The sequence below is a fragment of the Bacillus sp. JH7 genome (assembly GCF_001563515.1).
Classification (GTDB): Bacteria; Bacillota; Bacilli; order Bacillales; family Bacillaceae_G; genus Bacillus_A; species Bacillus_A cereus.
This window is the reverse complement of the sequence record NZ_LPUS01000033.1, coordinates 33348-58159: the sequence shown is the minus strand read 5'-3', so window position 1 is coordinate 58159 and position 24812 is coordinate 33348. Positions and strand designations below refer to the sequence as shown.

Sequence of the window (24812 nt, the reverse complement as noted above, 5' to 3'; positions counted from 1 at the left end):
AACATTCCCCATGGTTTTCGGCATAGAAAAAGGAAGCCAAATAGCTCCCTTTTCACACGTTTATTAAAAATGGGTGAAGAGATTTCTATCGTTCAATAGTCACTATGCAATTGTTAAAAAGGGCATACGTATCCCGTTAACAACTACATCATGAAAAATCGCACGACAAAAATAGATAAAATCTAAAAATTTGGCACGCGTAGCTAAAGAACGTTTCATCTCATTCACCCCTTTCGTACGGAATTTAATACTTACTTCTTTATTATACTTTCCAATTTCATGTTTGAATAGTCATTTTTCTGAAAATAATGAAGATAGACTAAACATTTCAATAAGTGACATCAAATCTTACAAAACTGTTATGTTCACGTAATGGAAAGCGATAGTACGAAAAGATGCCTCCCTATACAATAAAGATGTAAAACAAGAGTGACAAACACAAGGAGGAAACAAACATGATGAAAGAAATCGTAAAAGCAATCTTTGAGGTATTAGTGAACGGACAAGCAGTTGTAAAAGAACTAAATGAACTATAAAAAGGAGTGAAGAAATATGATGAACATGGTGAAAATGATTTTACACGCTTTAGTCGATGCAAAAGCAGTTAGCCAAGAATTAAACCAACAATAAAAAGGGGTATATGAATATGAAGAAAGCCATTATTATAATTGCAAGCACAGCAATCACTTTATACACAATAAAAAATAGAAAAAAGAAAAATAATGAAAATGTTCTATATTATCCATACACACTATTAGAGAAAAAATAAAAGACAAGGTACCCTATCGTAATGAGGATATCTTGTCTTTTATTTTTTCCATATTGTCTTTAGAGGATTTCCTTCTCCTTTTCCCGAATGTATTAAGCGGGATTTTTACACATATTTTAAAGGGGCATATATACAAATGGATACACAACAACTATATTTTTTAAACGATATCGGTAAACAAAAACCAGAAAGTATTCGGAATAGAAGCGCTGCATGTCCATTTTGCGATAAAGAACATTTAACGGATATTTTAGCAACTGATGGTTCTATTATTTGGTTAAAAAATAAATTTCCTACATTACAAGATACATTTCAAACGGTGCTGATTGAAACGGATAATTGCGAAGATCATATCGCAACATATACAGAAGAACATATGCGAAAATTAATGCAATTTTCTATTCAACATTGGTTACACTTACAGAAGAACGAAGAATTTGCATCTGTAATTTTATACAAAAATCACGGTCCATTTTCAGGTGGAAGTTTGCATCATGCACACATGCAAATTATCGGAATGAAATATGTAAATTATCTTGAAAATATTGAAGAAGAAAATTTCCAAGGAGTAATTGTTCAAAAAAATGAACGCATTGAGCTTAATATTTCAGAGCATCCCATTATTGGCTTCACTGAATTCAATATAATCATTGATAATATTTCATATATAGATGAAATGGCAAATTACATTCAGCAAACTGTACGTTACATACTGATAGATTTCCATAAAGGATGCAGTAGTTATAACTTATTCTTCTATTACTTAAATGGAAAAATCATTTGTAAAGTTGTACCTAGATTTGTCGTTTCACCATTGTATGTAGGATATAAAATACCGCAAGTTTCTACAAAACTAGAAGAGGTGAAAATACAACTCACGCAGTATTTCACGAAAGAAAAGGATGAAATTATTCATAAAAAAACAGAGTAGGTATAGAAAACCTACTCTTTTACCCCGCATTAACGAGCAGTAAAACTTCCACCTCAAAATCCGGAAAACGCTAGAAGTTAGGCGGAAGATTAACTGCTCGTAAAAGCCCGATTGGTGAAGACTAATAATCAGCGGGGGATGAACAGACTCCCCCACTGATTAAAGTTTCACTTTATTACACCTTTATTTCGATAGTACACATCTTCTAATCCGATGTTATACTTCATGTTATTATCCGTCCACTCTGGCCCTAAATTCCCTGGCCATCCAGATGTATTCGCTATATATTTCAGTAATGCAAAATCAGTCAAACCTTTTTGCACCCCACGCTTATATCCTTTCATTAAATGCGGCATTGCAATTTGCGCATTTGTACGTGGATCTTTCAGCTCATCATCAGTTAAATGTTCTGGTGCAAGCCCGCCGCCGCGGTGTAGTTGAAACAATCCAAATGAAGTTCCATTATCTCCAACACTTCTTGGATTTAATCGACTTTCATGCTCGGCAATTGCAAGAGGTATCCATTCCGGAAGATTTACTTTCTTCGCTTCCTCTATAATGATTTGTTTCATCTGTTTTGCTTCTTCTGAATCAACATAGCTTGTTCCATTCACTAGCTTATCCATTCCTTCAGACTTTCCTTGGAAATATAAATATACTCCAAGAACAACTAAAAATCCTACAAAGAATTTCTTCACTACCTCTACCTCTTTCTCCGCTGAAATTTGTCCCCTTTCAGCCTTCCCTTTACAATTACCTACATTCTATTACTCTTTTATCATAGCAAATAACTATACGTATTATCATCATGCTTTAGACCGATTTTGTGAAAAAACAGCTGGTAAATACGTGCAAAAATGTAACTTTCATAGACTATAACGCATTTTTTGTATATAATTGTAAACTAAACTCTATATATAGAATAGGAGCGTACAAAATGAAAAAATGCCTAACACTCTTGTTCAGCATTTTACTACTCATCCCTACCTACACCTCTGCACAAACATCATCAAAACCAAAAGTACTTGTTTTGTATAGTACACAAGACGATAAAGTTTCAAATAATGTCCAAATCCTTAATACTCAATTAGGACATTTTACAAATGATATAACCGTAAAAAACTTAAAAGAAGCAACTTCAATTAATAACGTATCCTCCTATACACATATTGTTTATATCGGTGAAACAAAAGAAGCGTTTTCTGATGAAACGAAACAATTTCTAGAAAACTTCTCCGGCCCTGTATTAGTATTAGGACAAAATGTTGAACAATTATCTAAGCGTTTTTCTTTCATTACATTGAAGAGTGACGATATACGAGTTAATAAAATTGAATATCCAGAAAAGAAGCTAAAAAATACCTTAGAAGAGGAACGATTAATTCAATCATTTGATACGAATGGAACTGTGCTTGCTAACGCTTTAAGCTCAAATAACACTAACCCACTAATCGTTCAGCATGAAATATCTTATTATGTCGCAACACCTAACCTCTTTGACTGGATGTCTCATTACGTCGGTGAAATGTTATTTTCTTATTTCAGCCAAAAACCAACGAAAAATAAAGTTGAAGCTTATTTACGTCTTGAGGATGTTCACCCAGCAGCAGATATAAATCAATTGAAAGAAATTGCTAAATTACTAAAAGAGAAAAAGATGCCTTACATGATTACTGTTATTCCGGTATATAAAGATCCAGATACAGGAAAGATAATACATTTAAAAGATAAACCAGAACTAGTCGATCTTTTACGCTCTATGCAAGATGATGGTGCAGCAATTATTATGCATGGTTATACTCACCAATTTTATGACAGTGAAACAGGTGAGGGCTTTGAATTTTGGGATGTCAAAACAGATCAACCAATTCGCCAACCGAAGCATGAAAAACCGAAGACAAAAGATGACTTTCCAAATATAGAGGCATATAACCAATATGTAAAAAAAGGGGAAGAATTCGAGGAAAAATATACGAAAAATCATATTGAAAAAGGAATTCAAGAACTTGTAGATGCTAAACTATATCCTGTTGCCTTTGAAGCACCTCATTACACGATGTCTCAAAAAGGATATGAAATATTATCAAGGTACTTTTCAACTTATGTAGGACAACTACAGTTAAATGATACAACTTGGAAATCCATGCACTCACCATATTATACAAGTACTCCGTCATTTTTACATGGAATGAAACTATTGCCTGAAACAGTCGGATTTATTGAAGAAGATACGCCACAAACTATTGCTAAAATGAAAGAACGTGCTCTATCTGTTTCTAAATTATCCGATGGGATTATTGGGGCATTTTATCATCCTTACTTAGGTGTGAAACCATTAAAAGAAGTGTTAAAAGATCTAGAAAGTATTCCAAATATAGAATGGATTGATTTACAAAAGGAAAAGAATGAAGTAAAAATGAAAGATATTCATATTACGACGAATAAAGACGGCATTCACGTTGAAAAACCAACCAGTGCGAATGACATAATTGATTATATAAAGCAATATGGCTTCTTCCTTATACTGGGGTTCGTTATCATTGTCTTTCTTTTATTATTAAAACGTGCGAGAAAATTAGAATCCTAATACAAAACCACCGAGCGGAACGCTTGGTGGTTTTTTGTCATATATCAAACCGTGGCATTTTATTAAATACATTCAATTTTCACTTTTTTCCGTTACATGATTAAAACTATAATTCTCCTATCCTTTCAAATAAAATCGACTTGTATTTTCATATATTGTTTTTGCGACCTTATCAATGGATATGTTTTGTATAGAACTAATTTCCTTTAATACATCTCGAATCATTCTCGGGTGCGTCATAACATCGTCTTGAAATTCCCACGGTCCATCTGTTTCTACCATCATATATTCAAGCGGATAATACGAAACAATTTTTCTAATCTTCTCCTTATGTAAAACATCCGGTGTAATCGAAATATAATAACCATTCTTCATCATCCGTTTCATTGTTTCATCACTTCCTTTAAACCAATGGAAGTGTGCACGTGAAACTTTATATTTCTCTAGCAAATCACATACAGTGTCAGCATCTTCATAAACTGCGTGTAATATAATCGGCAAATTATACTTACTAGCTAGTTCTATAAATTTTTTCAATACAGCTATGTATGGATCTACAGCAATGCTTTCATCTTCTTTCCTCAAATAATAGGGCAAACCTACTTCACCAATCGCAACAATTTCCTCTGCGTTCTGTTCAATAAGTTTATAAATCTGTTCACACTCTTCTTTATGAATCTGTTGCTCTGGATGAAACCCTATCGCTGGATATATAAAGGGATACTTCTTCGCTAAAGATAACGTTTCCTTACAAGATTGATAATTCATAGATACAGCAATAAGCCCCTTTATTTCATTACTATTTTCCACCTCTTTCAGTAATCTGTTCTTCTCTTCATCCTTATATTGATCAACATGTATATGACTATCAATCCATTTCATCTTTATGCCCCCATAAAAAAAACAAGAAAGGACTTCCTTTCTTGTTTTAGCATCTATATTATTTAACAATTAAGTTTGTTATGATATCAAATAATCCAATACACACTACGGCAACAGTAAAGTAGCTACAGAAATCTTTAATTGGTAACTTCACTACTTCTTCTTTACGCATCCCATTTTTCTCCCTTCTTACTAGATCCCTAATTATTTTTCTATCTGTATCTATTATGCAAAAAATATGACAAATTTACTATCGAATTAACTTACGTAAACCTTACAATGTTGTAAGGTTTAAAAAAGGATCCTCATCTTTATTCAGATGAGGATTATTAAAAATTAGTTGGTTTTTCATTCTTCATTACAAACAGAAAGTAATACATTAAGACTTTCTAGTTACACTATATGAAAATTACTATCTTTTAACTATCGAATTACATTACAGAAGACTTACATGTTTGTAAGTTATGTGTAATGTAATTCGATAGTTTCCCTTACTTATATTTCGTACAATAAAGTTAGAAAGTAAGCCAAATAAGAAGAACAATCACATAACCAAATTGCATTGCTAGTAGCTACTCTTCTTATACCTTTCACCCATGCTACTACAATGTACCCCCTTCCCCTTTATATAATAAAAAAGCCTTAGTCTATATGGACTAAGGCTTTTTTGCTAACCCCTAAAATACCCTTACCTAGTATTTTTATTTTCGACAAAAAATAGCTGGGGGTATATTTCACTATCTCATCGTTAAAAGTTTACTCTTCGCATTTATAGGAATATTTGCAACCTCAATCTCTTCAATCGATTCACCGTAACGTCCTTTCGCAAAAACCTTTAATGCTTCATCTCTCTTTAACATATGCTTAACCGTTTTCTTTATTTTCTGCTCTCTACCACGTTCATCGAATGCAATAAATTCATATTCATACCACTCATCACCAATATGCTGACCAATTGTATTCACAACCGTATAGTATTCTTTCGTCTTATAAAATGGATTATATTTATCGATAACCGGTCCAAGTTTCGTAGGCAGTAACATTACTACTATCACTATCATCGCTATTATAGTAGTGATCATTTTTTTCTTCATAATAAACATTCCTCCTCTGCAGGATATATATACATCCATTTTAAAAAGGGGGAATAAAATCTACTATTGAATCTCATTACATTACACTTACATTTTTGTAAGAATTAAAAAAGGTGAACGAATTTACTCGTTCACCTTTTAGCTTGCTTTAAAGCCACCGCCAAGTACATCACGTACATCATGTATAACAACGAAAGCATCTTCATCTACCCGGCTAATAACTTGTTTTAACTTAACAAGCTCTTGTTTATTAATAACAACATATAAAACTTCTTTATTTTTACCAGTATATCCGCCGCGCCCTTCTAATACAGTAACACCGCGTGTCATATTTTTCGTAATAGCTTCACGAATTAAATCTGGTTGATTCGAAATAATCGTAACAGCCGTTTTTGTATCCATTCCTTCTACAATGAAATCAATCACCTTCGCTCCGATGAACACAGCTACAAGTGTATACATTGCCTTTTCTTGCCCTATTATAAATACAGAACCAGCAATTACAACAATATCAATAATTAGTACGCCTTTACCTACGCTCCAACCTAAATATTGATTTGCTAACCGAGCTAAGATTGCTGACCCTCCCGATGTACCTCCGGCTTTGAACATACAGCCTAATCCAATACCCACAAATAAACCAGCAAATAAAGCTGCTAATAATGTATCACTATTTACATGATACTCAATATGTTCTGTAACGTATAAAAACAAAGATGTTTCTACAATCCCTAAAATTGTATAAATCATTGTTTTCTTATCAAAAAATTTATAACCAATAGCTAGTAAAATTGCATTTATAGCAAAATTCACAATCCCTGGTGACCAATCAAATAAGTAGTACGTAACAACCGTTAAACCAATAATTCCACCTTCCGATAAACGGTTTGGAATTGCAAAGTAATTAATACCAATTGCGAATAATAATGAACCAATTGTAATTAGTGTTATTTCCTTTATACGTTGATTAACCATAGTTCATACCCTCCCCCCATTTGACATTGTATCACTATCTCCTAGAGGTTTAGAAGTGGTTTTTATTCCGCATTTTCCCTCTTAAAAATTGAAATATTATGTTTAAACAGAGGGTTGATTAATTATTCATATTTGCTCTAACTGCACGGACAAATTGCTCCACATTCCCTTTCTGAATATACTTAGCGCGAATGGTTTCATGATTACAAGTAAACTCAAAGTACGGATGAAAATCTATGCTATCTATATGCACATATGAGTACTCTTTAAATGTTGAAGGATAGTAAGGAAATTTCCCGTAAAACAGGAGGCGTCTAGTAGTGGCAACAAAAATTCCATGTTGATAACATAACATGAAATTATCCTTCTCAAAGATCCCTACCACAAAAACCAAAATCTTTTCATCATCATCTACATACTTTTTCATACTCGATAAAAGTTCATTCATGCATATTCCTCCAAATTCTATTCACTGCTTTAACACTTGAAAAGAATCCATGGATATTACAGACCGGTTTAACTCCTTTATAAAGTATGAAACGCGTTTCCTGTCAAAGATATTTCAAAAAAATAATCCGTTATGCGATTATACACATAACGGATTAAGATTAAACTGTAGAGCGTTCCACAAGTTCGTATGGAATTTCCAGCTTTTCTTGTTTAGAACTCTCGTCATTCACTTTTCTATGCAACATTTCAAAAGCAGTTTTCCCTATCTCCTTTAAATTTTGATCAATAGTTGTCAATTGTAACACTTGCGAGATAGGTTGATTATCAAAGCCAATAATCGCTAAATCCTCAGGAACTTGAATCCCTAATTTTTCAACCTCTGTCATAACCCCAATCGCAACTTCATCACCTGCTACTATTAATGCTCCAGGAAGATCCTGCATCTCTTTTAACTTATGAGCCACTTTTACACCATCTTCTAGTGTAAAACATTCTGTAAAAATCCATTCTTCGTTAACCTCTTCATCTATAGATTGCAATTGCTGTTTATAAACATCAAAACGCTTTTGACTACTCGGCCCTAATTTTCTTCCCGTACAATAGCCAATTTTTTTATAACCTTTCTCAATCAAATAATCCATTCCTAATTGAAAGGCCGCTGAATGATTCGTATATACACTTGAGATGTTTGAAATATCATTATCTTCACAAGCAATTATTGTGCCGTAAGAAGCATACGGTTCTATCGTTTCCCAATCATTTGCACGTGAACAAATAATAAGACCATCCAATTGTTTTGTTTTTAACATATGTAAACTTTTCATTTCTTCTTTTTTATTATAATTCGTTTGGCAAAGTAACACTCTGTAATTATGAGTTAACGCAATCTCCATCATTCCGCTCACCATCGCATCAAAACACGGATGATTAATATACGGTAAAATCACACCAACAATATTCGTCTTTCCTTTTGATAAATGAACAGCATTTGCGTTTTGCGAGTAATTCAATTTCTCAACTATCTCTATAACCGCTTTCCTTTTTTCTTCACTTACATATGGGTGATCATTCAACACTCTCGAAACAGTCGTAACTGAAACTCCCGCCATCTTTGCGATATCTTTAATATTAGCCATGCACTCACCTCTATCTTTAAGTTAATGAATCTCATGAACATATGTCAAATCTTCTTATCATTACACCTTCATTTGTTTCTCTTACAAAAGTGTAATTTTTCTGTAAGCTAATTCGATAGTGACTTTCCGCAACATTTCATACAATTAAGTCAGAAACAAGGTAACAACTATTCGAAAAGGAGCGGATTAATATGATGAACAAAATGAAAACGAACAATTTCTTACATACAATGGGCATGGTATTTTCCGCTCTTATCGACGCAAAAGCTGTTGCTTCTACATTAAACAAGTAAGGAGAATATATTATGAATAACATCACTTTTAACAAATTAGATTTTTTAGGACTAGCTAGTGGCTCGCTTCTTCTTACTGCTTTTATTTACGCCGCTACGCTTGTATAACTTTGTGTCCCCTTTCCCCTTTATTATAAATAGTAATAGAAAAGACGACCGTCTATGCCCGGTCGTCTTTTCTTATTTTTGATTTGATTGCAAAGCTTCTTTTAACTCCTCAAACTTCTCATTTAATTGATCTGTCATCATTTTCATAGCGGTTTTTCGATCTATTTGTTCTCCAGCCTCAATTTGAATCGGATCTCCAAAAATCAATTTTGCCTTTTTCCCCTTTATTAATTCTTTTACACTTGATGGACCAACATAAGCTGCCGGCACTAAAGGTACATTAGAACGCATCGCAATTGTCACAGCACCCGCTTTTAATGAAACATCTTCCGCTGATCTCGTTCCACTCGGAAAAATCCCTACTACCTTTCCTTCTTTTAATAAACGTGATGGAATTTTAAGTGTACTCGGTCCCGGATTCGCGCGATCTACAGGGAATGCATTTACATTTTTAAAGAACCAATTTTTGAATTTCCCTTCAAATAATTCTTTTTTTGCCATGTAATGAATTTGAGTTGGGTACATCCCTGTAGCTAACATTAATACATCCATAAAACTTGTATGTGTACACGCAACAACATACGGACCACCTTCTGGTAGCTTTTCTCTTCCTTGCACTTCTACTTTCCCAGCTGTTTTAAATATATATTTCAACAAAAATGTAATTGGTTTATACATTTATTTCGTTCCTTTCTAAACATCCGAAGTATAATCATATTCTTACAACAATTATAACACTAAGTTTTAGGAGTTGGTAATAAAAATAAGTATGAATTGTTAAATTTCAATTCTTACAAAAGTGTAATTTTCTTGTAAGCTAATTCGATAGTTACTTCTTACTATATTTCATACAATTAAGTCAGAAACAGGGCAACAATTATTCGAAAAGGAGTCGATTAATATGATGAACAAAATGAAAACGAACAATTTCTTACATACAATGGGCATGGTATTATCGGCTCTTTTCGATGCAAAAGCTGTTGCTTCTACATTAAACAAGTAAGGAGAATGTATTATGAATAACATCACTTTTAACAAATTAGACTTTTTAGGATTAGCTAGCGGCTCTCTTCTTCTTACTGCTTTTATTTACGCTGCTATGCTTGTATAACTTTGTGTCCCCTTTCCCCTTTATATAGAAAAAGACGACCGTCTATGCCCGGTCGTCTTTTTAATTTTTTCTTTCTTTCAACTCTTTTAAAAGCTGTATCAGCTCAGCTTGTTGTTTTATCTTTTTACGACCATTTCGATTAATTGCTGCAAGCTCACAGCCAACTCCGACGGCGAAGAAAAACAATAAACTTTCTAACATGTGAAATCCTCCATTTGCCTATTAAACAGCTTGACGTAATTGTTCTTCTTGTAAAACTCTCTTATTTATATTTTCTTCTTTTCTCTGGCAAACGTTATTGCGAATAAGTGCTGCAATAACAAGTACAGTCCCTATAATATCAAACATTGTGATTTGATACCCTTGCATCATCATAATAGCTAAAGTCGTAATTGGTACAAAATTAATAAATAAAATCCCATTAATGGATGATAAAATTTTCACACCGTAGTTCCAAGCAAGTAGCGCTACAATACCTGGCAATGTCATCATAAATAACAAATCATATTTCACAATAGAAATCGTTCCCATACTAGGAACTGAAACATATCCAAGCCACGTAATAATTACCGTTATAATTCCTGTAACAGTCGTACCGAATACACACGTCAACGTAGAATAACGTAATGTTGACCAATCACTACACGTTTGACCACCCATCGTATAAATAACCCAGCCTATAACACCAATAAATATAAATGCTAATGGGAACATATTATCTTTCAATGTTACAAAGAAACTCATGTCACCTTTTGTAATACCAAACACAGCTCCTACAAAAGCAATAACCATACTCGTTATCATATACTTCTTCGGTTTTATATGCTTATATCCCCATAAAATACAAATAGAAATCATCGGCATAAGTGCTTCCATAATGGAAGCTACCATTACACCCGACTTACCCATCAACATTTGCCCTAAAAATATGAGGACATTATATACTGTAAATGCCATCGTTCCAAAAAAGACGAGTAACTTTCCTCTTCCCTCTAAACGAAATGCCTGTTTTCCTTCTTTCACTAACAACAATACAATCAGCATTATCGCCACTGCTCCATAGCGAATAAGCGAAAAATAAAATGGATCTATGTATCCTAGCGCATGATCAGCAACTGGAAACATCGCTCCCCATGACATACTCGCAATTAAACACGCTACAGCCCCTATTATCATTTGACCTCTTCTCACCGCAATCCCCCGTTTCTTTCTATTTGCACAAAGAGAATTGTAAAAGAAAAAATATATCACGTAAAATGATTCAAAATGATGTTAACTATCATTTATAATGATAGTTAACATCAAGGGGGATTACAAAATGGAATTACGAGACTTACAAATCTTTAAAAGCGTTGCCGATCAGGGTAGTGTAAGTAGCGCAGCAAAGGAATTAAATTATGTACAATCAAATGTAACTACACGTATTAAACAACTAGAAAACGAATTAAAAACCCCACTCTTTTACCGCCATAAACGAGGAATGACTTTAACAGCTGAAGGAAGAAAAATGCTCGTTTATGTTAGTAAAATTTTGCAAGATGTCGACGAACTAAAACAAGTATTTTTAGATAGCGAAACACCCTCCGGTATATTAAAAATCGGTACAGTCGAAACAGTAAGTACACTGCCTACCATTTTATCTTCTTACTATAAAAGCTATCCAAATGTCGATTTATCATTACAAGCGGGTCTAACAGAAGAATTAATTAGAGAAGTACTTGATCATCAATTGGATGGCGCCTTTATATCAGGTCCTATTAAACATCCACTAATCGAACAATACGATGTTAGTACAGAGAAATTAATGCTTATAACACAAAATAAAGCCTTTCATATAGAAGAATTTACAACAACTCCTCTACTCGTTTTTAACCAAGGATGTGGATATCGCTCCAAACTAGAACGTTGGCTTAAAGATGAAGGTTTGCTACCAAAAAGAATTATGGAATTCAATATATTAGAGACAATATTAAACAGCGTTGCACTCGGCCTCGGAATTACACTCGTACCACAGTCTGCTGTCCATCATCTTTCTAAAGCAGGTAAGGTACATTGTCATGCAATCCCTGAAAAATACGGCAGTATTTCAACGGTTTTCATACGCCGTAAAGATAGCTATATGACGAATTCAATGCGTAGTTTTTTAAAAACAATTGAAGACCATCATCATATCAATATGCTGTGAAAGACATTCTTACATGAATGTCTTTTTTTCTTACAAAAGTGTAAGTCTTTCGTAAGCTAATTCGATAGTTGCAAGTAGCCATATTTCCTATAATTAAGACATAAGCAGGGCAACAACAATTCGAAAAGGAGCGGATACGCATGATGAACAATATGAAATCAAATAAATTTTTAAATACAATGGGCATGGTGCTATCCGCACTTGTCGATGCAAAAGCTGTTGCAACTACATTAAACAAATAAGGAGAGTTTATAATGAACAACATTACTTTCAACAAATCAGACTTTATCGGACTTGCAAGTGGAGCCACTCTTCTTACGGCTTTCATTTATACACTTGCTCAAGGTCTTGTTTAACACTTTGTTTCCCCAACCCCCTTTATATATAGAAAAAGCTGCTCGTCTTATAGACAAGCAGCTTTTTAGTTTGTTTCATATACAATTTGACCTGTTTTCGTAATATCATATCCGCCAATCGCATTTAATTCATTATGAAATTCTTCCGATTGCAGAATGTCTTTCACAACTTCAATCAACTCTTCATTTTCTTTATTCTTCAAAATTACTAAATCATACTGTTCTTTCATGATTGGAATAAAGTCCACATTTACAATTTGCGAAAACTTTTCTGAACCTACTCCTACATCAGCTTTTCCATTTGCAACTTGCGTGGCAACACCAAGATGATTCGATTCTTCCCATTCATATCCACTAATACGTTCTTTATTTAACTTTTGAATGCGCAATTGTTCATCGACTAACACCCTAATACCAGAACCTTTTTCTCGATTTACAAATCGTATAGATGATTGAGATAAATCGGCCCATGTTTTTATATTTTTAGGATTTCCCTTTTGCACATAAAACCCAACGTTCCTTGCTAATAAATTAATCATAGTACATGGTTGTCCAACTAAAATACGTTTTACGTAAGGAACATTATATGTACCCGTTTCTCCATCAAACAAATGAAGACTAACGATACTTCCTTCTCCTTGATACATTTTTATTAAACTCGTTAAACTACCTTGATATGCCCTTAATATATTTGAACTTGGCAGGCGATTTTCTATACGTTTTGCCAACATATCTAACGTTAGTTCTTGTCCGCTAATAATACATGTATCCAAGCCTCTACTATCTTCGCTCTTTACAGGAGTACCTTGTATTTTCCCTGTTTTCATTTGCTTTATATATTGTTCTAAATCTGCTGCATCAATGCGCATCTGTCTACCAACTCTATAAGAAGGAAGTTCTCCTTTTTTAATTAAGTCGTATACAGTTAATTTTGATACTTTTAATCGCTTTGCTACTTCTTCCGTTGTGTAGGAATGATGATCCATAGACGATTCCTCACTTTCTCCTTTCATTGTAACAAAGAAAAGAATATTTCTCCTATTTTTTAAAAATAGATATATGTTCAAATTACATTCAATTATAACTAGTTATATTTAGATATAATTAGTTATAATTAGATGTATCAAAACGAAAGGGGATTTTTTTATGAATAAATTTACATTACGTTCCATCGGGGCACTTATACTTTCTTTCCTTCTTATATTTAGTGCTGCTTGTACAAGTGGGGAAAAGCATACAAAGTCAGCTGCTAAAGAGGATAAAACAGTTGAACTGACTATCTCAGCTGCTGCAAGCTTACAAGATGCATTAAAAGAAATCGAAAAACAATATAAAGAAAAAGAGCCAAATATCAAACTTTCTTTTAACTTCGGTGCTTCTGGAGCACTTCAACAACAAATTGAACAAGGTGCACCTGCTGATTTATTCTTCTCTGCAGCAGAAGATAAATTCCAAACCCTTGTAAAAAAAGGATTCATTAGTGAAAAAGAAGGGAAAAATCTTCTTGGAAATGAACTAGTTCTAGTCATCCCTAAAGATAGTTCACTTACAAAATTTCAAGATTTAAAAGATGAGAAAATCAAAAAAATTGCACTTGGTACACCTGAATCTGTACCTGCTGGCAAATATGCAAAGGCTTCTCTAACACACGAAAACCTTTGGAATGATGTTCAAAATAAAGTCGTATTTACAAAAGATGTTCGCCAAGTGTTAACATATGTAGAAACAGGGAATGTCGATGCTGGCATCGTATACAAAACAGATGCTCTCATTTCGGATAAAGTAAAGATTGGTGAGACAGCAGCAGCTACTTCTCATGAGCCAATCCACTATCCTTTAGGTGTTATAAAGGAATCTAAACATAAGAAAGAGGCGACTTCATTTTATGAGTATTTGCAGTCAAAAGATGCACAATCTATCTTTAAGAAATATGGATTTACAGTTCTGTCGTAATCACTATGAGCATTGATGCTATTTTATCGCCTGTCTTTCTATCTTTAAGAGTAGCTGCGTGCGCCACTATTCTCGTTACAATTTTAGGGACAATTGTCGGGCGAGCACTAGCTCGCTCCTCATGGCGATATAAAGTACTATTAGAAACCATATTTTTATTACCAATGGTACTTCCACCAACTGTTATCGGCTTCTTTCTCATTATCATCTTTGGAAACAACAGCCCGATCGGAAAGTGGGTTGAATCATTATTTCAGCAGTCTATTATGTTCACATCTACTGCTGCGATTATCGCTTCTACAGTTGTTGCATTTCCGCTTATGTACCAATCAGCGAAAACGGGATTTTCTATCGCAAATGTACAAATTGAAGAAAGTGCTCGTGACCTTGGCGCAAGTGAATATCAAGTTTTTCTGCACGTTACACTTCCACTCGCATTTCCTGCCTTACTAAGCGGGATGATTTTGAGCTTTGTCCGCGCGCTCGGTGAGTTTGGTGCTACACTCATGTTTGCCGGGAACATTCCTGGTAAAACACAGACAATCCCAACTGCAATTTACATGGCTATTGATGCAAGTAATATGCAACTCGCCTGGACACTTGTAGTTATTACTATCGGTATGTCACTCGTATTTCTACTATGTATTCAACTTATTAATAAAAGAATCACTAACTCTTAAAGCAGCTTTTGTCGAAGCTGCTTCTTTATTTCTTAGGAAATAAAATATACCAATGGGAAATAACTGAATTTTACCTCTTATTTAAATATACATTTTATTTGAATTCACTTTCTAAAATAGGCAATTCCCTGTTATTATATGGAGGTGTTTCAAAAAATGAAGAAATGAAAACGCATTTATATTGTGAATTCTTCATCCTGTTTTAGCGATCGGTAATCTTCTACTCTATTAGTGGGGCATTACCGATCGTTAGAACGATATGTAACTATATTGGTATAGCAAACCGAAGGGAGTCTTGTAATGGACATTTTATTAGCGCTTCTTCCTGCAATTGCATGGGGAAACATCTTATTAGTAAGCGTAAAAATGGGCGGTGGTGCATATAGCCAAACGGTAGGTATGACAATCGGTGCTCTATTCTTCGCAACAATTATGTATGTATTTACTCAACCAGCTTTAACAATGACAATCTTAATTGTTGGTTTTATTTCAGGTTTATTCTGGGCTTTAGGACAAGTAAACCAATTAAAAACAGTTGAAAAACTAGGTGTTTCAACTACTGTAACGATTTCTACTGGTATGCAACTTGTTGCAACTTCTATCTTTGGGGTTATCGCTTTCCGTGAGTGGACTACTACTACAACGATCATTCTGGGAACGATTGCAATCCTATTAATTGTAGTTGGTGTTGTATTCACATCATTAGATGATAAAGAAAATGCTCAGCCACCTGGACAATTGAAAAAAGGACTTCTTACTTTAATTGTTTCTACTTTCGGCTATCTTGTATATGTAATTATTATTCGTTGGTATAATATTGATGGTTGGTCTGCTATTTTACCACAAGCAGTTGGTATGTTTGTTGGTGCGGTTGTACTGACGTCTAAACATAAACCATTTAACAAATATGCAATCCGTAATGCTTTGTCTGGTTTACTATGGGGAACTGGAAACTTATTCTTACTTCTTTCATTACCACGTGTTGGAGTAGCAACAAGCTTCCCATTATCTCAAACTGGAATCGTTATCTCAACATTTGGTGCGATTGTCTTCTTAGGTGAAAAGAAAACAAAACGTCAATTGATCTTTATTGCACTAGGTAGTGTTTTAATTATCGGCGGCGCTGTATTACTTGGTATGACAAAAGCATAATCTTATATTCTATTAGTAAACCCCTGAAGCATATATGCTTCAGGGGTTTTTCAATTCTAATTATTTTCTAGATATAATTATTTGTATGTTCTTGCCCCCTATAATTGCTCTTCCACTCTAGCAAACCAGCTACACATATAAAGAGATTAATAACAGTTAATATTAGCATGAATTTCCGCCTTCTCATTATCCATTCCATCTACGGTAAGTCTTTTCTTTTTACAACATTCTCTTAAAGATGATATCGTTTTTATAACATATCTCTACTAGAAAGGAATAAAGAATATGCTAACTAAACATCGAATTTTATTTATTGGTGCCGGTCGTATGGCAGAAGCTATATTTTCCGGATTACTTAAAACAAGCAAAGAGTACATCGAAGAAATTATCGTCTCTAATCGAAGCAACGTAGAAAAGCTAAAACAGTTACAACATCGATATAATGTGTCTACTGCAACAGATTGGAAACAGCATGTTACATCTGTTGATACGGTTGTTTTAGCAATGCCACCTTCTGCTCATGAAGAGTTATTAGCTGAGCTATCTCCGTTAATATCAAATCAACTAGTCGTAACAGTCGCAGCTGGCATTGGACCATCTTATTTAGAAGCTAGACTCCCAAAGGGCACGCCTGTTGCTTGGATTATGCCTAATACAGCTGCTGAAATTGGAAAATCTATCTCCTTATATACAATGGGACAATCAGTAAATGAGATGCATCAAGAAACCCTGCAACTGCTTTTAAAAGGTATTGGTACTTCGCAACTTTGTACTGAGGAAGAAGTTCATCAGCTTACTGCAGTTACTGGAAGTGCACCAGCCTTCCTTTATTACTTTGCTGAAAGCTTAATTGAAACAACAAAAAGTTATGGAGTCGATGAAGAAACCGCAAAACATCTTGTCATTCAAATGATTTCTGGCTCTGCTTCTATGCTCGAACAAACGCAAAATCCAGCTAACCTCCGCGAACAAGTAACAACGCCAGGTGGTTCCACAGCTGAGGGTCTCAAAACTTTATACGAATATAATTTTTCAGAGGCAATTCAAAAAGCAGTAGAAGCAACAAACAAAAAAGCTAGGGGGAAATAATATGATTTTAACAAGTTTAAAAGACTATACAACATTACATAACGGTGTAAAAATGCCTTGGTTTGGTTTAGGTGTTTTTAAAGTAGAAGATGGTTCAGAAGTAATTGATTCTGTAAAAGCAGCAATTAAAAATGGCTACCGCAGCATCGATACTGCAGCAATCTATCAAAATGAAGAAGGCGTTGGACAAGCGATTCGTGAATCCGGTGTTTCACGCGAAGAATTATTTATTACCTCAAAAGTATGGAATAGCGATCAAGGATATGAAACAACACTTCAAGCATTTGAAACTACATTAGAGAAATTAGGTCTAGAATATTTAGATTTATATTTAGTACATTGGCCTGTAAAAGGGAAATATACCGAATCATGGAAAGCATTAGAAAAACTTTATAAAGATGGCCGTGTTCGCGCTATCGGTGTGAGTAATTTCCACATTCACCACTTACAAGACGTATTTGAAATTGCTGAAATTAAGCCAATGGTCAACCAAGTGGAATACCACCCACGTTTAGCACAAGAAGAGTTACATGCATTCTGTAAAGAACATAATATTCAGCTTGAAGCTTGGTCACCATTAATGCAAGGACAACTACTAGATAATCCAACGTTACAAGAAATTGCGACAAAATATAATAAATCAACTGCGCAAATTATTTTACGCTGGGATTTACAAAACGAAGTTGTAACAATTCCCAAATCAATTAAAGAACATCGCATTATTGAAAATGCAAACATCTTCGACTTTGAATTAAGTGCTGATGATATGAAAGCAATTCAAGCTTTAAATGAAGATCGTCGCGTTGGTCCAGATCCAGATAACTTTAACTTCTAGTAGAAAAACCACTGCCCTATGCAGTGATTTTTCCATTTAATAAAACTGAAAATTTAAACTATATTTCATTTAGTTGACACTTCATTATTCAAGGTGTAAGATTTTGAATTATCAAAGAAACACAAAAATTAATAAAATTTATTCGTTTACTCATTGTATCAAGAGAGGTGGAGGGACTGGCCCTTTGAAACCTCGGCAACAGGTTCATTTTGAATACTGTGCCACTTCCTGCAAGCTTTATGCTTGAAAGATAGAATGAGGGACTTCGTTTATATACGGGTGCATAACTTGTACGTAAAAATCCCTCTTTCTCAATATGAAAAGAGGGATTTTTTATTTTTCATTTCCCTCATCATCATCCAAACTTAATTATTTAGGAGGAAAATCAAATGAAAAAGAAGTTTGTACCCGGTATTGCATCAGTTGTAGGAGTAAGTATTTTATTAACTGGTTGCGGTAGTTATAAAAACGAAGCAAGCGGAGCAAATGCAAAAGACGAGGCACCTAGTAAACAGGTTTTAAACTTATCTTCACCTACTGAAATACGAACAATGGATACGGCTCGTGCTACAGATACTGATTCTGGTCAAGTAATGAGAAACGTATTTGAAGGTTTGTATAATCTTGGTGAAGGTAACAAACCTGTTCCTGGTGTTGCAAAATCTCATGAAGTAAGTGGCGATAAAACGAAATACACATTCCATTTGCGAGATTCAAAATGGTCAAACGGCACTCCTGTTACAGCTAAAGATTTTGTGTTCGCTTGGCAAAGAGCCGTAGATCCAGCAACAGCCTCTGAATATGCATTTCTATTCTTTGATATTAAAAACGCAACAAAAATTAACAACAAAGAACTTCCAGCCGACCAACTTGGTGTAAAAGCAGTTGATGACCATACGTTTGAGGTAGAATTGGAGCGTCCTGTTCCGTATTTTATTAACTTAACAGCGTTCCCAACATTTCTACCAATTAACGAGGAATTCTTTAAAGCACAAGGTGATAAGTACGCTTTAGAAGATAATACAATCTTGTACAACGGAGCTTTTACACTAAGCGATTGGAAGCACGAACAAAGCTTTAAATTCAAGAAAAACCCTACCTATTGGGATAAAGATACTGTCAAACTAGAAGAAATCAATTTTAACATCGTAAAAGAAAAATCAACAGAAGTAAATTTATTCGAGTCAAAACAATTAGATCGTATAAAACTAACATCTGACTTCGTCGATAAATATAAAAAGGATGCTAACTTTAAAGAACGTCCAAACGTAGGCGTACAATTTTTACGTATGAATCAACAAAACAAAGTGCTTCAAAACGTTTCTGCACGCCAAGCAATTGATCAAACAATTGATAGAAAATCCTTTGTAAATACGTTATTAAATGATGGATCTACACCAACATTTGGTCTCGTTCCAAAAAACTTTGCAAAAGGACCTGAAGGAAAAAACTTCCGTACTGCAAATGGCGATTTAACAAAAGTTGATACAAAATCTGCACAAGAGTTATGGAAAAAAGCTAAACAAGAGCTTGGTTCTGAAAAGATAACATTAGAATTATTAACGAGTGATGCTGACCTTGATAAGAAAACTGGTGAATTCTTAAAAGGACAACTAGAAAAGAATCTAGATGGATTAACAGTAAATATAAAACCGCAACCGCGTAAGCAACAAGTTTCGCTTTTATTAAAAGGTGACTACGAAATCGGAATTGATGGCTGGAGCCCTGACTTTGCGGATCCAATTACATTCCTTGAGCTATTTACAACGAATAACCCTTATAACTTAGATCATTACTCTAATAAGGAATTCGATGAAACAATAGCAAAAGTGAAAACAACTTTAGCTGGTGATGAAAAAGCTCGCTGGGAAGCATTACTAGCATCCGAGAAAATATTATTTAAAGACTCTGTTATCGCTCCTCTTTACCAAAAAGGCGAATCTTATTTAGAACGTTCTTATGTGAAAGGAATTGTGCAAGTAGACTTTGCAGGGCAATTAAACTTCAAGTGGGCAAAAATTGAAAAATAAAGTGAAACTTTAATAAGTGGGGGTTTCTTCATCCCCACTTATTATTAGCCCACACCAATTGTTTTTTTAGCAAAATATATTAAAAATAGGTTCTCTCACACATGAAAATCCGCTTTTTCAATATATTATTCTAAGAAATTAACAATCTATTTTTATTATTGACATATAGTTCTTTCCAGTGTTAATATTCTAAATAATCAAAGAAACGAAATATTTCACCATCAAAATATAATGTCTACTACGTTGAAACATATAACGATAGATTATAGATCAACATGTATATACATATAGAACACCTGATTACCTATAAACAAATATTTATAATAGGTTTTATCTCCTTCTATAGCTACTTCAAGACATGGACATTATGACGTTACGAACAACACATTTAGGGAGGAACGAACAATGAAGAAAAAAGTTATACCTGTTGTTGCATCTGTTTTAGGGGCAAGTCTATTACTAACTGCTTGCGGGGGAAATAAGGATAATGCAAGCGGAGCGAAAGCAAACGATAAAGCACCTGATAAACAGGCAATTAACTTATCATTCGCTTCAGAAATTCCAACAATGGATGTTGCAAAAGCAACGGATGGGGAATCCATGAACGTAATGCGCAATGTTTTTGAAGGGTTATATGCAATGGGAGAAGATAATAAACCGGTTCCTGGTGTCGCTGAGTCGGTTGACATTAGTCCCGATAAAACAAAATATACATTCCATCTGCGTGATTCAAAATGGTCAAACGGTACTCCTGTTACAGCAAAGGACTTTGCCTTCGCTTGGCAACGTGCCGTAAATCCTGATACAGCAGCTGAATACGCATTCTTATTCTTCGATATAAAGAATGCGAAACAAATAAACCAAAAACAATTGCCAATTGATCAACTAGGGGTCAAAGCTGTTGATGACAAAACGTTAGAAGTGCAACTAGACCGTCCTGTTCCCTACTTCTTAAGCTTAACGACATTCTCAACATTCTTACCAATTAATGAAGAGTACTTAAAATCTCAAGGTGATAAATATGGTTTGGAAACAAATCATTTAATTTACAACGGTGCTTTCACATTAGAGAACTGGAAACATGAACAAAGCTTCCAATTGAAGAAAAACCCTAACTATTGGGATGCTAAAACGGTAAAATTAGAAGAAATCAACTTCAATGTCGTTAAAGATAAGTCTACAGAAGTGAACTTATATGATTCAGGACAAATTGATCGTGTTGCTTTAACTGCAGAGTTTGTTGATAAATATAAGAGCGATCCAAACTTCAAGGAACGCGCTGAAGTCGGCATTCAATTCTTACGATTAAATCAAAAAAATGAAACATTAAAAAATCAACATGCACGCCTTGCTATTAACGGCGCAATGAATAAAAAAGCTTACGTAGAAACAATTTTAAATAACGGCGCTGTTCCAGCTGAAGGAATGGTTCCTGCGAAATTCGCAAAGAGCCCAGAAGGCAACGACTTCCGTAAAGAAAATGGAAATCTAGTCAAGGATGATGTGAAAACAGCGAAAGAAAACTGGAAAAAAGCAAAACAAGAACTTGGTACTGACAAAGTAACAATCGAACTATTAACAAGTGACAATGCTTTAGCTAAAAAGACTGGTGAATATTTAAAAGGTGAATTAGAAAAGAACTTAGACGGATTAACAGTGAATTTAAAACCACAACCACGTAAACAACAGCTAAAACTACTATTAAGTGGTGACTATGAAATTGGTATTGACGGCTGGGGCCCTGACTTCGCTGATCCAATTACATTCTTAGATCTATTTACAACAGATAGTGCTTATAACTTCGATAAATACTCTAACAAAGAGTACGATGAGCTAATTCATAAAGTGAAAACAGATTTAGCTGGCGATGAAAAAGCACGCTTTGAAGCAATGAAGCAAGCTGAAAAAATTCTATTACAAGACGGCGCTGTCGCTCCTTTATACCAACAAGGTCGTTCTTACTTACAACGCTCTTTCATTAAAGGACTTGTAACAACTGACTTCGGTGGTGAGTTTAACTACAAGTGGACAGAAGTTGCAAAGTAACAAAAGTAAAAGGTATCCCATGAAGGATACCTTTTTACTTTTATACAACTTTAACTACAGAGCTTCCTCTTCCCTTTGCCATTCCTTTTATAGCTAAAATCATACCTGCTACTAATTGTATAACCAATACAATAACTAATAATGAAATAATATTTCTTTCTAAACTAACTCCTCCAAATATTATTGTATAATAGCCATTTCCTGCATATATTGCAGGAAATAATTCACTGATTGTTTGGTATGTTTTAGAAAGCATTTCATGTGGTACAATTACACCCAAACTTACAAGTTGTAACGATAGTGAGATGATATTGAAAATCATACCTGCATCTCCAAAAACAGTTACAACCATTTGTGTTAATGAAAGAAAGGCGAAGAAGACTATTGTCAATAATCCTCTTTTCCTTCTTTTTGCATTGAACCAAAACTCATCATACATATAAACACAAACATCAAATATGTTCTCCACGTCAAAGAAGGTATATGCCCTGACCAAAGATAGCTAACTAAATAATTAACTCCCATAATACAAGACGATATTACTAAACTAATACTTATTAGTTTTACATATTTGAGCATATCTTTTCTCCTTGTTTTTTATTTTTCTACTTCTTCAAATTGTAGATTCACCGGCTCTTCTAAAAGTGTTTCATAAAAGTTCTCTGCCAAATCTGTTGAAGGAATTTTTTCATCTACTTCATCAAATCGAATACTATCTAGCCACACACAACCTTCTCCTGATAATAAAACACCAAATGCAATACCAAGTGCTTCTTCTTTTATATCTAATACAACCGAGTACGATTGCCAGTTATTCGTATTTTTAATGGGGCGATTTTGCATATTATCCATAGCGAGCGGTTCTGTATCTTTTCCATCTACTCGCATCCACAATCCTGCCCAATCTCTTACATTTTCACTCTTAATAAATGCTGTAAAACGTAATCTCTTTCCTACATATTTATCCGCTCGGAACATTTGCATTAATGTTGAAAATCCTCCGTGCGTAACATTCTCTTTTGCTTTTATGTATGCAGATACTTTCCCCTGATGGACAACTTCATAATCTAAACCCATCTCATATTCAGCAGGATGACTTCCACTTAAGATCCATCCTTTCGGTATACCTTTTTGCATTGAAACACCCTCTCTTTCTATATAAAATGACTGAAAGTACTTTCGATATTTCTTTGGTGGCAATTGAAACATTCTTTTAAAAGCTCTCGTAAATGCCTCTTGTGAGGAAAAACCGTATTGCACTGCAATATCAATAACAGCTCTCTCCGTTGACACTAAAACTTGCGCAGCATGAGTTAACCTTCTCTTTCGAATATAATCTGTTACACTCATCCCAACATATCTTTGAAAGATGCGATGAAAATGGTACATCGATACTGCACTGTGAGATGCCACTCTTTCTGTTGTAAGCTCCTCATGTAAGTGATTCTCTATATATTCAATTGATTTTTTTATTATCTCTTTATATTCTTCATGCATTTTAGCCCCTCCTCACAACTTCAATTTACCATATACATACAAATCTTTTTTGATTTAAATTGCGGATTAGCCCTTGCAACTACAGAATAATAATTTATTTTCAACACATACATAATTACATGTTTTTGGGAAAAACTTGTATAGAACGAATTTACATAAGGAGGAATTTATAATGAGAATTCTACTATCAGTTTTATTAGCTCTTATGCTAGTACCTGCATTAACAGGATGTAAAGCTCCTGCAAAAGAAGACACAACTTCTAATAAAAAGACGACTGAAGAAGCAAAAAATGAGGCTCCTGCAGATTTAAAACTAAACTTCAATGAATTCGATTTAAAGGCAGACTACCAAGATACAAAGAAAGACTACGAAGCAGACTATAAAAATGTAGCAGCTGATAAGAAAATGGAAGCAAAAATTGAAGATCATAAAGCAGATGTAAAATTAACAGGAGACGAGGCTATCACAAAATTAAGCCCACTCTTACAAGAATTAAAATTTGATAAAAATACTGCTGACCAAGAAGTAATCGATCAAGTAGTGAACGTGTTCAAACTTGATAAAGACTATCAAAAATTTGATTTAGAAGTTGTCTTCTCTGATGGAACGAAAAAAGAATACAAAAGAGAAATAAAATAAAGAAGTAGGCGGT

28 protein-coding genes, 1 pseudogene and 1 riboswitch are annotated in these 24812 nt (G+C 34.2%); of the genes and pseudogenes, 15 read left to right on the top strand and 14 right to left on the bottom strand.

What is annotated here, in order from left to right; all coding sequences use genetic code 11:
• Positions 1 to 85: 85 nt before the first annotated feature.
• Positions 86 to 219, bottom strand: a pseudogene (locus tag AU379_RS27265) (RAxF-45 family protein).
• Between the two features lie 421 nt (positions 220 to 640).
• Here AU379_RS27265 and AU379_RS27260 point away from each other — a divergent pair.
• Positions 641 to 769 (top strand): hypothetical protein, encoded by a 129-nt coding sequence (locus AU379_RS27260; protein WP_001998915.1) that lies wholly within the window; start codon positions 641 to 643, stop codon positions 767 to 769.
• A gap of 136 nt (positions 770 to 905) precedes the next feature.
• Positions 906 to 1700, top strand: coding sequence for a DUF4931 domain-containing protein (locus AU379_RS27255; RefSeq protein WP_016119007.1), 795 nt, complete (start codon positions 906 to 908; stop codon positions 1698 to 1700).
• Positions 1701 to 1867: 167 nt separating this feature from the next.
• On the opposite strand, the gene AU379_RS27250 is transcribed toward AU379_RS27255, so the two are convergent.
• Entirely contained in the window at positions 1868 to 2398 is a 531-nt protein-coding gene (locus tag AU379_RS27250) for a transglycosylase SLT domain-containing protein (RefSeq protein WP_000713248.1), read from the bottom strand.
• 239 nt (positions 2399 to 2637) lie between these two features.
• On the opposite strand from AU379_RS27250, the gene AU379_RS27245 reads away from it, so the two are divergent.
• On the top strand, positions 2638 to 4287 hold the full coding sequence (locus AU379_RS27245; protein WP_030029832.1) for a polysaccharide deacetylase family protein: 1650 nt from the start codon (positions 2638 to 2640) through the stop codon (positions 4285 to 4287).
• 117 nt (positions 4288 to 4404) lie between these two features.
• On the opposite strand, the gene AU379_RS27240 is transcribed toward AU379_RS27245, so the two are convergent.
• The 5 genes from AU379_RS27240 to AU379_RS27215 all read right to left on the bottom strand — a co-directional run bounded on the left by AU379_RS27240 (position 4405) and on the right by AU379_RS27215 (position 8824).
• Positions 4405 to 5169, bottom strand: coding sequence for a TatD family hydrolase (locus tag AU379_RS27240; RefSeq protein ID WP_000871063.1), 765 nt, complete (start codon positions 5167 to 5169; stop codon positions 4405 to 4407).
• 737 nt (positions 5170 to 5906) lie between these two features.
• Positions 5907 to 6263, bottom strand: coding sequence for a YxeA family protein (locus AU379_RS27230; protein WP_000728422.1), 357 nt, complete (start codon positions 6261 to 6263; stop codon positions 5907 to 5909).
• Between the two features lie 138 nt (positions 6264 to 6401).
• A complete protein-coding gene (locus AU379_RS27225; protein WP_000248040.1) occupies positions 6402 to 7238 on the bottom strand; it encodes a YitT family protein in 837 nt (278 codons plus the stop codon).
• Positions 7239 to 7356: 118 nt separating this feature from the next.
• Positions 7357 to 7686: a PH domain-containing protein gene (locus AU379_RS27220; protein ID WP_001004251.1), complete on the bottom strand. Its 330-nt coding sequence runs from the start codon at positions 7684 to 7686 to the stop codon at positions 7357 to 7359.
• Positions 7687 to 7846: 160 nt separating this feature from the next.
• The gene (locus AU379_RS27215; RefSeq protein ID WP_001273899.1) at positions 7847 to 8824 is read right to left on the bottom strand and encodes a LacI family DNA-binding transcriptional regulator; all 978 of its coding nucleotides are present in this window, start codon (positions 8822 to 8824) and stop codon (positions 7847 to 7849) included.
• A 305-nt stretch (positions 8825 to 9129) separates the two neighbouring features.
• Between AU379_RS27215 and AU379_RS30145 the strand changes: the two genes are divergently transcribed.
• The gene (locus tag AU379_RS30145) at positions 9130 to 9225 is read left to right on the top strand and encodes a DUF3948 family protein (protein WP_001060007.1); all 96 of its coding nucleotides are present in this window, start codon (positions 9130 to 9132) and stop codon (positions 9223 to 9225) included.
• A gap of 72 nt (positions 9226 to 9297) precedes the next feature.
• Here AU379_RS30145 and AU379_RS27210 read toward each other — a convergent pair whose 3' ends face one another.
• Complete coding sequence (locus AU379_RS27210; RefSeq protein ID WP_000277777.1) at positions 9298 to 9903, bottom strand: 1-acyl-sn-glycerol-3-phosphate acyltransferase; 606 nt, start codon at positions 9901 to 9903, stop codon at positions 9298 to 9300.
• 337 nt (positions 9904 to 10240) lie between these two features.
• On the opposite strand from AU379_RS27210, the gene AU379_RS30135 reads away from it, so the two are divergent.
• Positions 10241 to 10336 carry a DUF3948 family protein gene (locus AU379_RS30135; protein WP_064774791.1) on the top strand — a complete coding sequence of 32 codons (96 nt, stop codon included), beginning with the start codon at positions 10241 to 10243 and terminating at the stop codon, positions 10334 to 10336.
• 60 nt (positions 10337 to 10396) lie between these two features.
• On the opposite strand, the gene AU379_RS27205 is transcribed toward AU379_RS30135, so the two are convergent.
• Complete coding sequence (locus tag AU379_RS27205) at positions 10397 to 10537, bottom strand: YrzO family protein (RefSeq protein ID WP_061140073.1); 141 nt, start codon at positions 10535 to 10537, stop codon at positions 10397 to 10399.
• Positions 10538 to 10558: 21 nt separating this feature from the next.
• Positions 10559 to 11527 (bottom strand): DMT family transporter, encoded by a 969-nt coding sequence (locus AU379_RS27200; RefSeq protein ID WP_061140072.1) that lies wholly within the window; start codon positions 11525 to 11527, stop codon positions 10559 to 10561.
• 127 nt (positions 11528 to 11654) lie between these two features.
• On the opposite strand from AU379_RS27200, the gene AU379_RS27195 reads away from it, so the two are divergent.
• Both AU379_RS27195 and AU379_RS30125 read left to right on the top strand, forming a co-directional pair.
• Positions 11655 to 12521, top strand: coding sequence for a LysR family transcriptional regulator (locus AU379_RS27195; protein WP_000423040.1), 867 nt, complete (start codon positions 11655 to 11657; stop codon positions 12519 to 12521).
• A 254-nt stretch (positions 12522 to 12775) separates the two neighbouring features.
• Positions 12776 to 12877, top strand: a complete 102-nt coding sequence (locus AU379_RS30125) for a DUF3948 family protein (RefSeq protein WP_001060018.1) — start codon at positions 12776 to 12778, stop codon at positions 12875 to 12877.
• Between the two features lie 65 nt (positions 12878 to 12942).
• Here AU379_RS30125 and AU379_RS27190 read toward each other — a convergent pair whose 3' ends face one another.
• The gene (locus AU379_RS27190) at positions 12943 to 13890 is read right to left on the bottom strand and encodes a substrate-binding domain-containing protein (protein ID WP_082770020.1); all 948 of its coding nucleotides are present in this window, start codon (positions 13888 to 13890) and stop codon (positions 12943 to 12945) included.
• A gap of 133 nt (positions 13891 to 14023) precedes the next feature.
• On the opposite strand from AU379_RS27190, the gene modA reads away from it, so the two are divergent.
• From modA to AU379_RS27155, 7 genes are all read left to right on the top strand, one after another.
• Positions 14024 to 14830, top strand: a complete 807-nt coding sequence (gene modA / locus AU379_RS27185) for a molybdate ABC transporter substrate-binding protein (protein WP_001032229.1) — start codon at positions 14024 to 14026, stop codon at positions 14828 to 14830.
• Positions 14831 to 14835: 5 nt separating this feature from the next.
• On the top strand, positions 14836 to 15510 hold the full coding sequence (modB, locus tag AU379_RS27180; RefSeq protein WP_000020526.1) for a molybdate ABC transporter permease subunit: 675 nt from the start codon (positions 14836 to 14838) through the stop codon (positions 15508 to 15510).
• Positions 15511 to 15810: 300 nt separating this feature from the next.
• On the top strand, positions 15811 to 16662 hold the full coding sequence (locus AU379_RS27175) for a GRP family sugar transporter (RefSeq protein ID WP_000353544.1): 852 nt from the start codon (positions 15811 to 15813) through the stop codon (positions 16660 to 16662).
• A 285-nt stretch (positions 16663 to 16947) separates the two neighbouring features.
• Positions 16948 to 17751, top strand: a complete 804-nt coding sequence (proC, locus tag AU379_RS27170; protein WP_000956278.1) for a pyrroline-5-carboxylate reductase — start codon at positions 16948 to 16950, stop codon at positions 17749 to 17751.
• Position 17752: 1 nt separating this feature from the next.
• On the top strand, positions 17753 to 18586 hold the full coding sequence (locus AU379_RS27165; RefSeq protein ID WP_000604196.1) for an aldo/keto reductase: 834 nt from the start codon (positions 17753 to 17755) through the stop codon (positions 18584 to 18586).
• 152 nt (positions 18587 to 18738) lie between these two features.
• A riboswitch (SAM riboswitch) is annotated at positions 18739 to 18843 on the top strand.
• 132 nt (positions 18844 to 18975) lie between these two features.
• Positions 18976 to 20616, top strand: coding sequence for a peptide ABC transporter substrate-binding protein (locus AU379_RS27160; RefSeq protein WP_061140071.1), 1641 nt, complete (start codon positions 18976 to 18978; stop codon positions 20614 to 20616).
• A 405-nt stretch (positions 20617 to 21021) separates the two neighbouring features.
• Entirely contained in the window at positions 21022 to 22662 is a 1641-nt protein-coding gene (locus AU379_RS27155) for a peptide ABC transporter substrate-binding protein (RefSeq protein WP_000730942.1), read from the top strand.
• Positions 22663 to 22702: 40 nt separating this feature from the next.
• Here AU379_RS27155 and AU379_RS27150 read toward each other — a convergent pair whose 3' ends face one another.
• The 3 genes from AU379_RS27150 to AU379_RS27140 are packed head-to-tail and all read right to left on the bottom strand — an operon-like array spanning position 22703 to position 24159.
• Positions 22703 to 23053 (bottom strand): hypothetical protein, encoded by a 351-nt coding sequence (locus tag AU379_RS27150; protein WP_000156942.1) that lies wholly within the window; start codon positions 23051 to 23053, stop codon positions 22703 to 22705.
• Complete coding sequence (locus AU379_RS27145; RefSeq protein ID WP_000922552.1) at positions 23050 to 23241, bottom strand: hypothetical protein; 192 nt, start codon at positions 23239 to 23241, stop codon at positions 23050 to 23052. Before AU379_RS27145 ends, AU379_RS27150 begins: the two co-directional genes overlap by 4 nt.
• An 18-nt stretch (positions 23242 to 23259) precedes the next feature.
• On the bottom strand, positions 23260 to 24159 hold the full coding sequence (locus AU379_RS27140) for an AraC family transcriptional regulator (RefSeq protein ID WP_000544203.1): 900 nt from the start codon (positions 24157 to 24159) through the stop codon (positions 23260 to 23262).
• 172 nt (positions 24160 to 24331) lie between these two features.
• Between AU379_RS27140 and AU379_RS27135 the strand changes: the two genes are divergently transcribed.
• Entirely contained in the window at positions 24332 to 24799 is a 468-nt protein-coding gene (locus AU379_RS27135; RefSeq protein ID WP_001221553.1) for a YusW family protein, read from the top strand.
• The last annotated feature ends 13 nt before the right edge of the window (positions 24800 to 24812 follow it).

Bases quoted from the DNA above. Each gene is read 5' to 3' on its own strand.
- AU379_RS27165 (WP_000604196.1), top strand. From the start codon at position 17,753: ATGATTTTAACAAGTTTAAAAGACTATACAACATTACATAACGGTGTA.
- AU379_RS27175 (WP_000353544.1), top strand. From the start codon at position 15,811: ATGGACATTTTATTAGCGCTTCTTCCTGCAATTGCATGGGGAAACATC.
- AU379_RS27255 (WP_016119007.1), top strand. From the start codon at position 906: ATGGATACACAACAACTATATTTTTTAAACGATATCGGTAAACAAAAA.
- AU379_RS27155 (WP_000730942.1), top strand. From the start codon at position 21,022: ATGAAGAAAAAAGTTATACCTGTTGTTGCATCTGTTTTAGGGGCAAGT.
- AU379_RS27190 (WP_082770020.1), bottom strand. From the start codon at position 13,890: ATGAAAGGAGAAAGTGAGGAATCGTCTATGGATCATCATTCCTACACA.
- AU379_RS27230 (WP_000728422.1), bottom strand. From the start codon at position 6,263: ATGAAGAAAAAAATGATCACTACTATAATAGCGATGATAGTGATAGTA.
- modA (WP_001032229.1), top strand. From the start codon at position 14,024: ATGAATAAATTTACATTACGTTCCATCGGGGCACTTATACTTTCTTTC.
- AU379_RS27225 (WP_000248040.1), bottom strand. From the start codon at position 7,238: ATGGTTAATCAACGTATAAAGGAAATAACACTAATTACAATTGGTTCA.
- AU379_RS30135 (WP_064774791.1), top strand. From the start codon at position 10,241: ATGAATAACATCACTTTTAACAAATTAGACTTTTTAGGATTAGCTAGC.
- AU379_RS27205 (WP_061140073.1), bottom strand. From the start codon at position 10,537: ATGTTAGAAAGTTTATTGTTTTTCTTCGCCGTCGGAGTTGGCTGTGAG.
- AU379_RS27210 (WP_000277777.1), bottom strand. From the start codon at position 9,903: ATGTATAAACCAATTACATTTTTGTTGAAATATATATTTAAAACAGCT.
- AU379_RS30145 (WP_001060007.1), top strand. From the start codon at position 9,130: ATGAATAACATCACTTTTAACAAATTAGATTTTTTAGGACTAGCTAGT.
- AU379_RS30125 (WP_001060018.1), top strand. From the start codon at position 12,776: ATGAACAACATTACTTTCAACAAATCAGACTTTATCGGACTTGCAAGT.
- AU379_RS27260 (WP_001998915.1), top strand. From the start codon at position 641: ATGAATATGAAGAAAGCCATTATTATAATTGCAAGCACAGCAATCACT.
- AU379_RS27145 (WP_000922552.1), bottom strand. From the start codon at position 23,241: ATGCTCAAATATGTAAAACTAATAAGTATTAGTTTAGTAATATCGTCT.
- AU379_RS27195 (WP_000423040.1), top strand. From the start codon at position 11,655: ATGGAATTACGAGACTTACAAATCTTTAAAAGCGTTGCCGATCAGGGT.
- AU379_RS27220 (WP_001004251.1), bottom strand. From the start codon at position 7,686: ATGAATGAACTTTTATCGAGTATGAAAAAGTATGTAGATGATGATGAA.
- AU379_RS27240 (WP_000871063.1), bottom strand. From the start codon at position 5,169: ATGAAATGGATTGATAGTCATATACATGTTGATCAATATAAGGATGAA.
- proC (WP_000956278.1), top strand. From the start codon at position 16,948: ATGCTAACTAAACATCGAATTTTATTTATTGGTGCCGGTCGTATGGCA.
- modB (WP_000020526.1), top strand. From the start codon at position 14,836: ATGAGCATTGATGCTATTTTATCGCCTGTCTTTCTATCTTTAAGAGTA.
- AU379_RS27135 (WP_001221553.1), top strand. From the start codon at position 24,332: ATGAGAATTCTACTATCAGTTTTATTAGCTCTTATGCTAGTACCTGCA.
- AU379_RS27245 (WP_030029832.1), top strand. From the start codon at position 2,638: ATGAAAAAATGCCTAACACTCTTGTTCAGCATTTTACTACTCATCCCT.
- AU379_RS27215 (WP_001273899.1), bottom strand. From the start codon at position 8,824: ATGGCTAATATTAAAGATATCGCAAAGATGGCGGGAGTTTCAGTTACG.
- AU379_RS27140 (WP_000544203.1), bottom strand. From the start codon at position 24,159: ATGCATGAAGAATATAAAGAGATAATAAAAAAATCAATTGAATATATA.
- AU379_RS27160 (WP_061140071.1), top strand. From the start codon at position 18,976: ATGAAAAAGAAGTTTGTACCCGGTATTGCATCAGTTGTAGGAGTAAGT.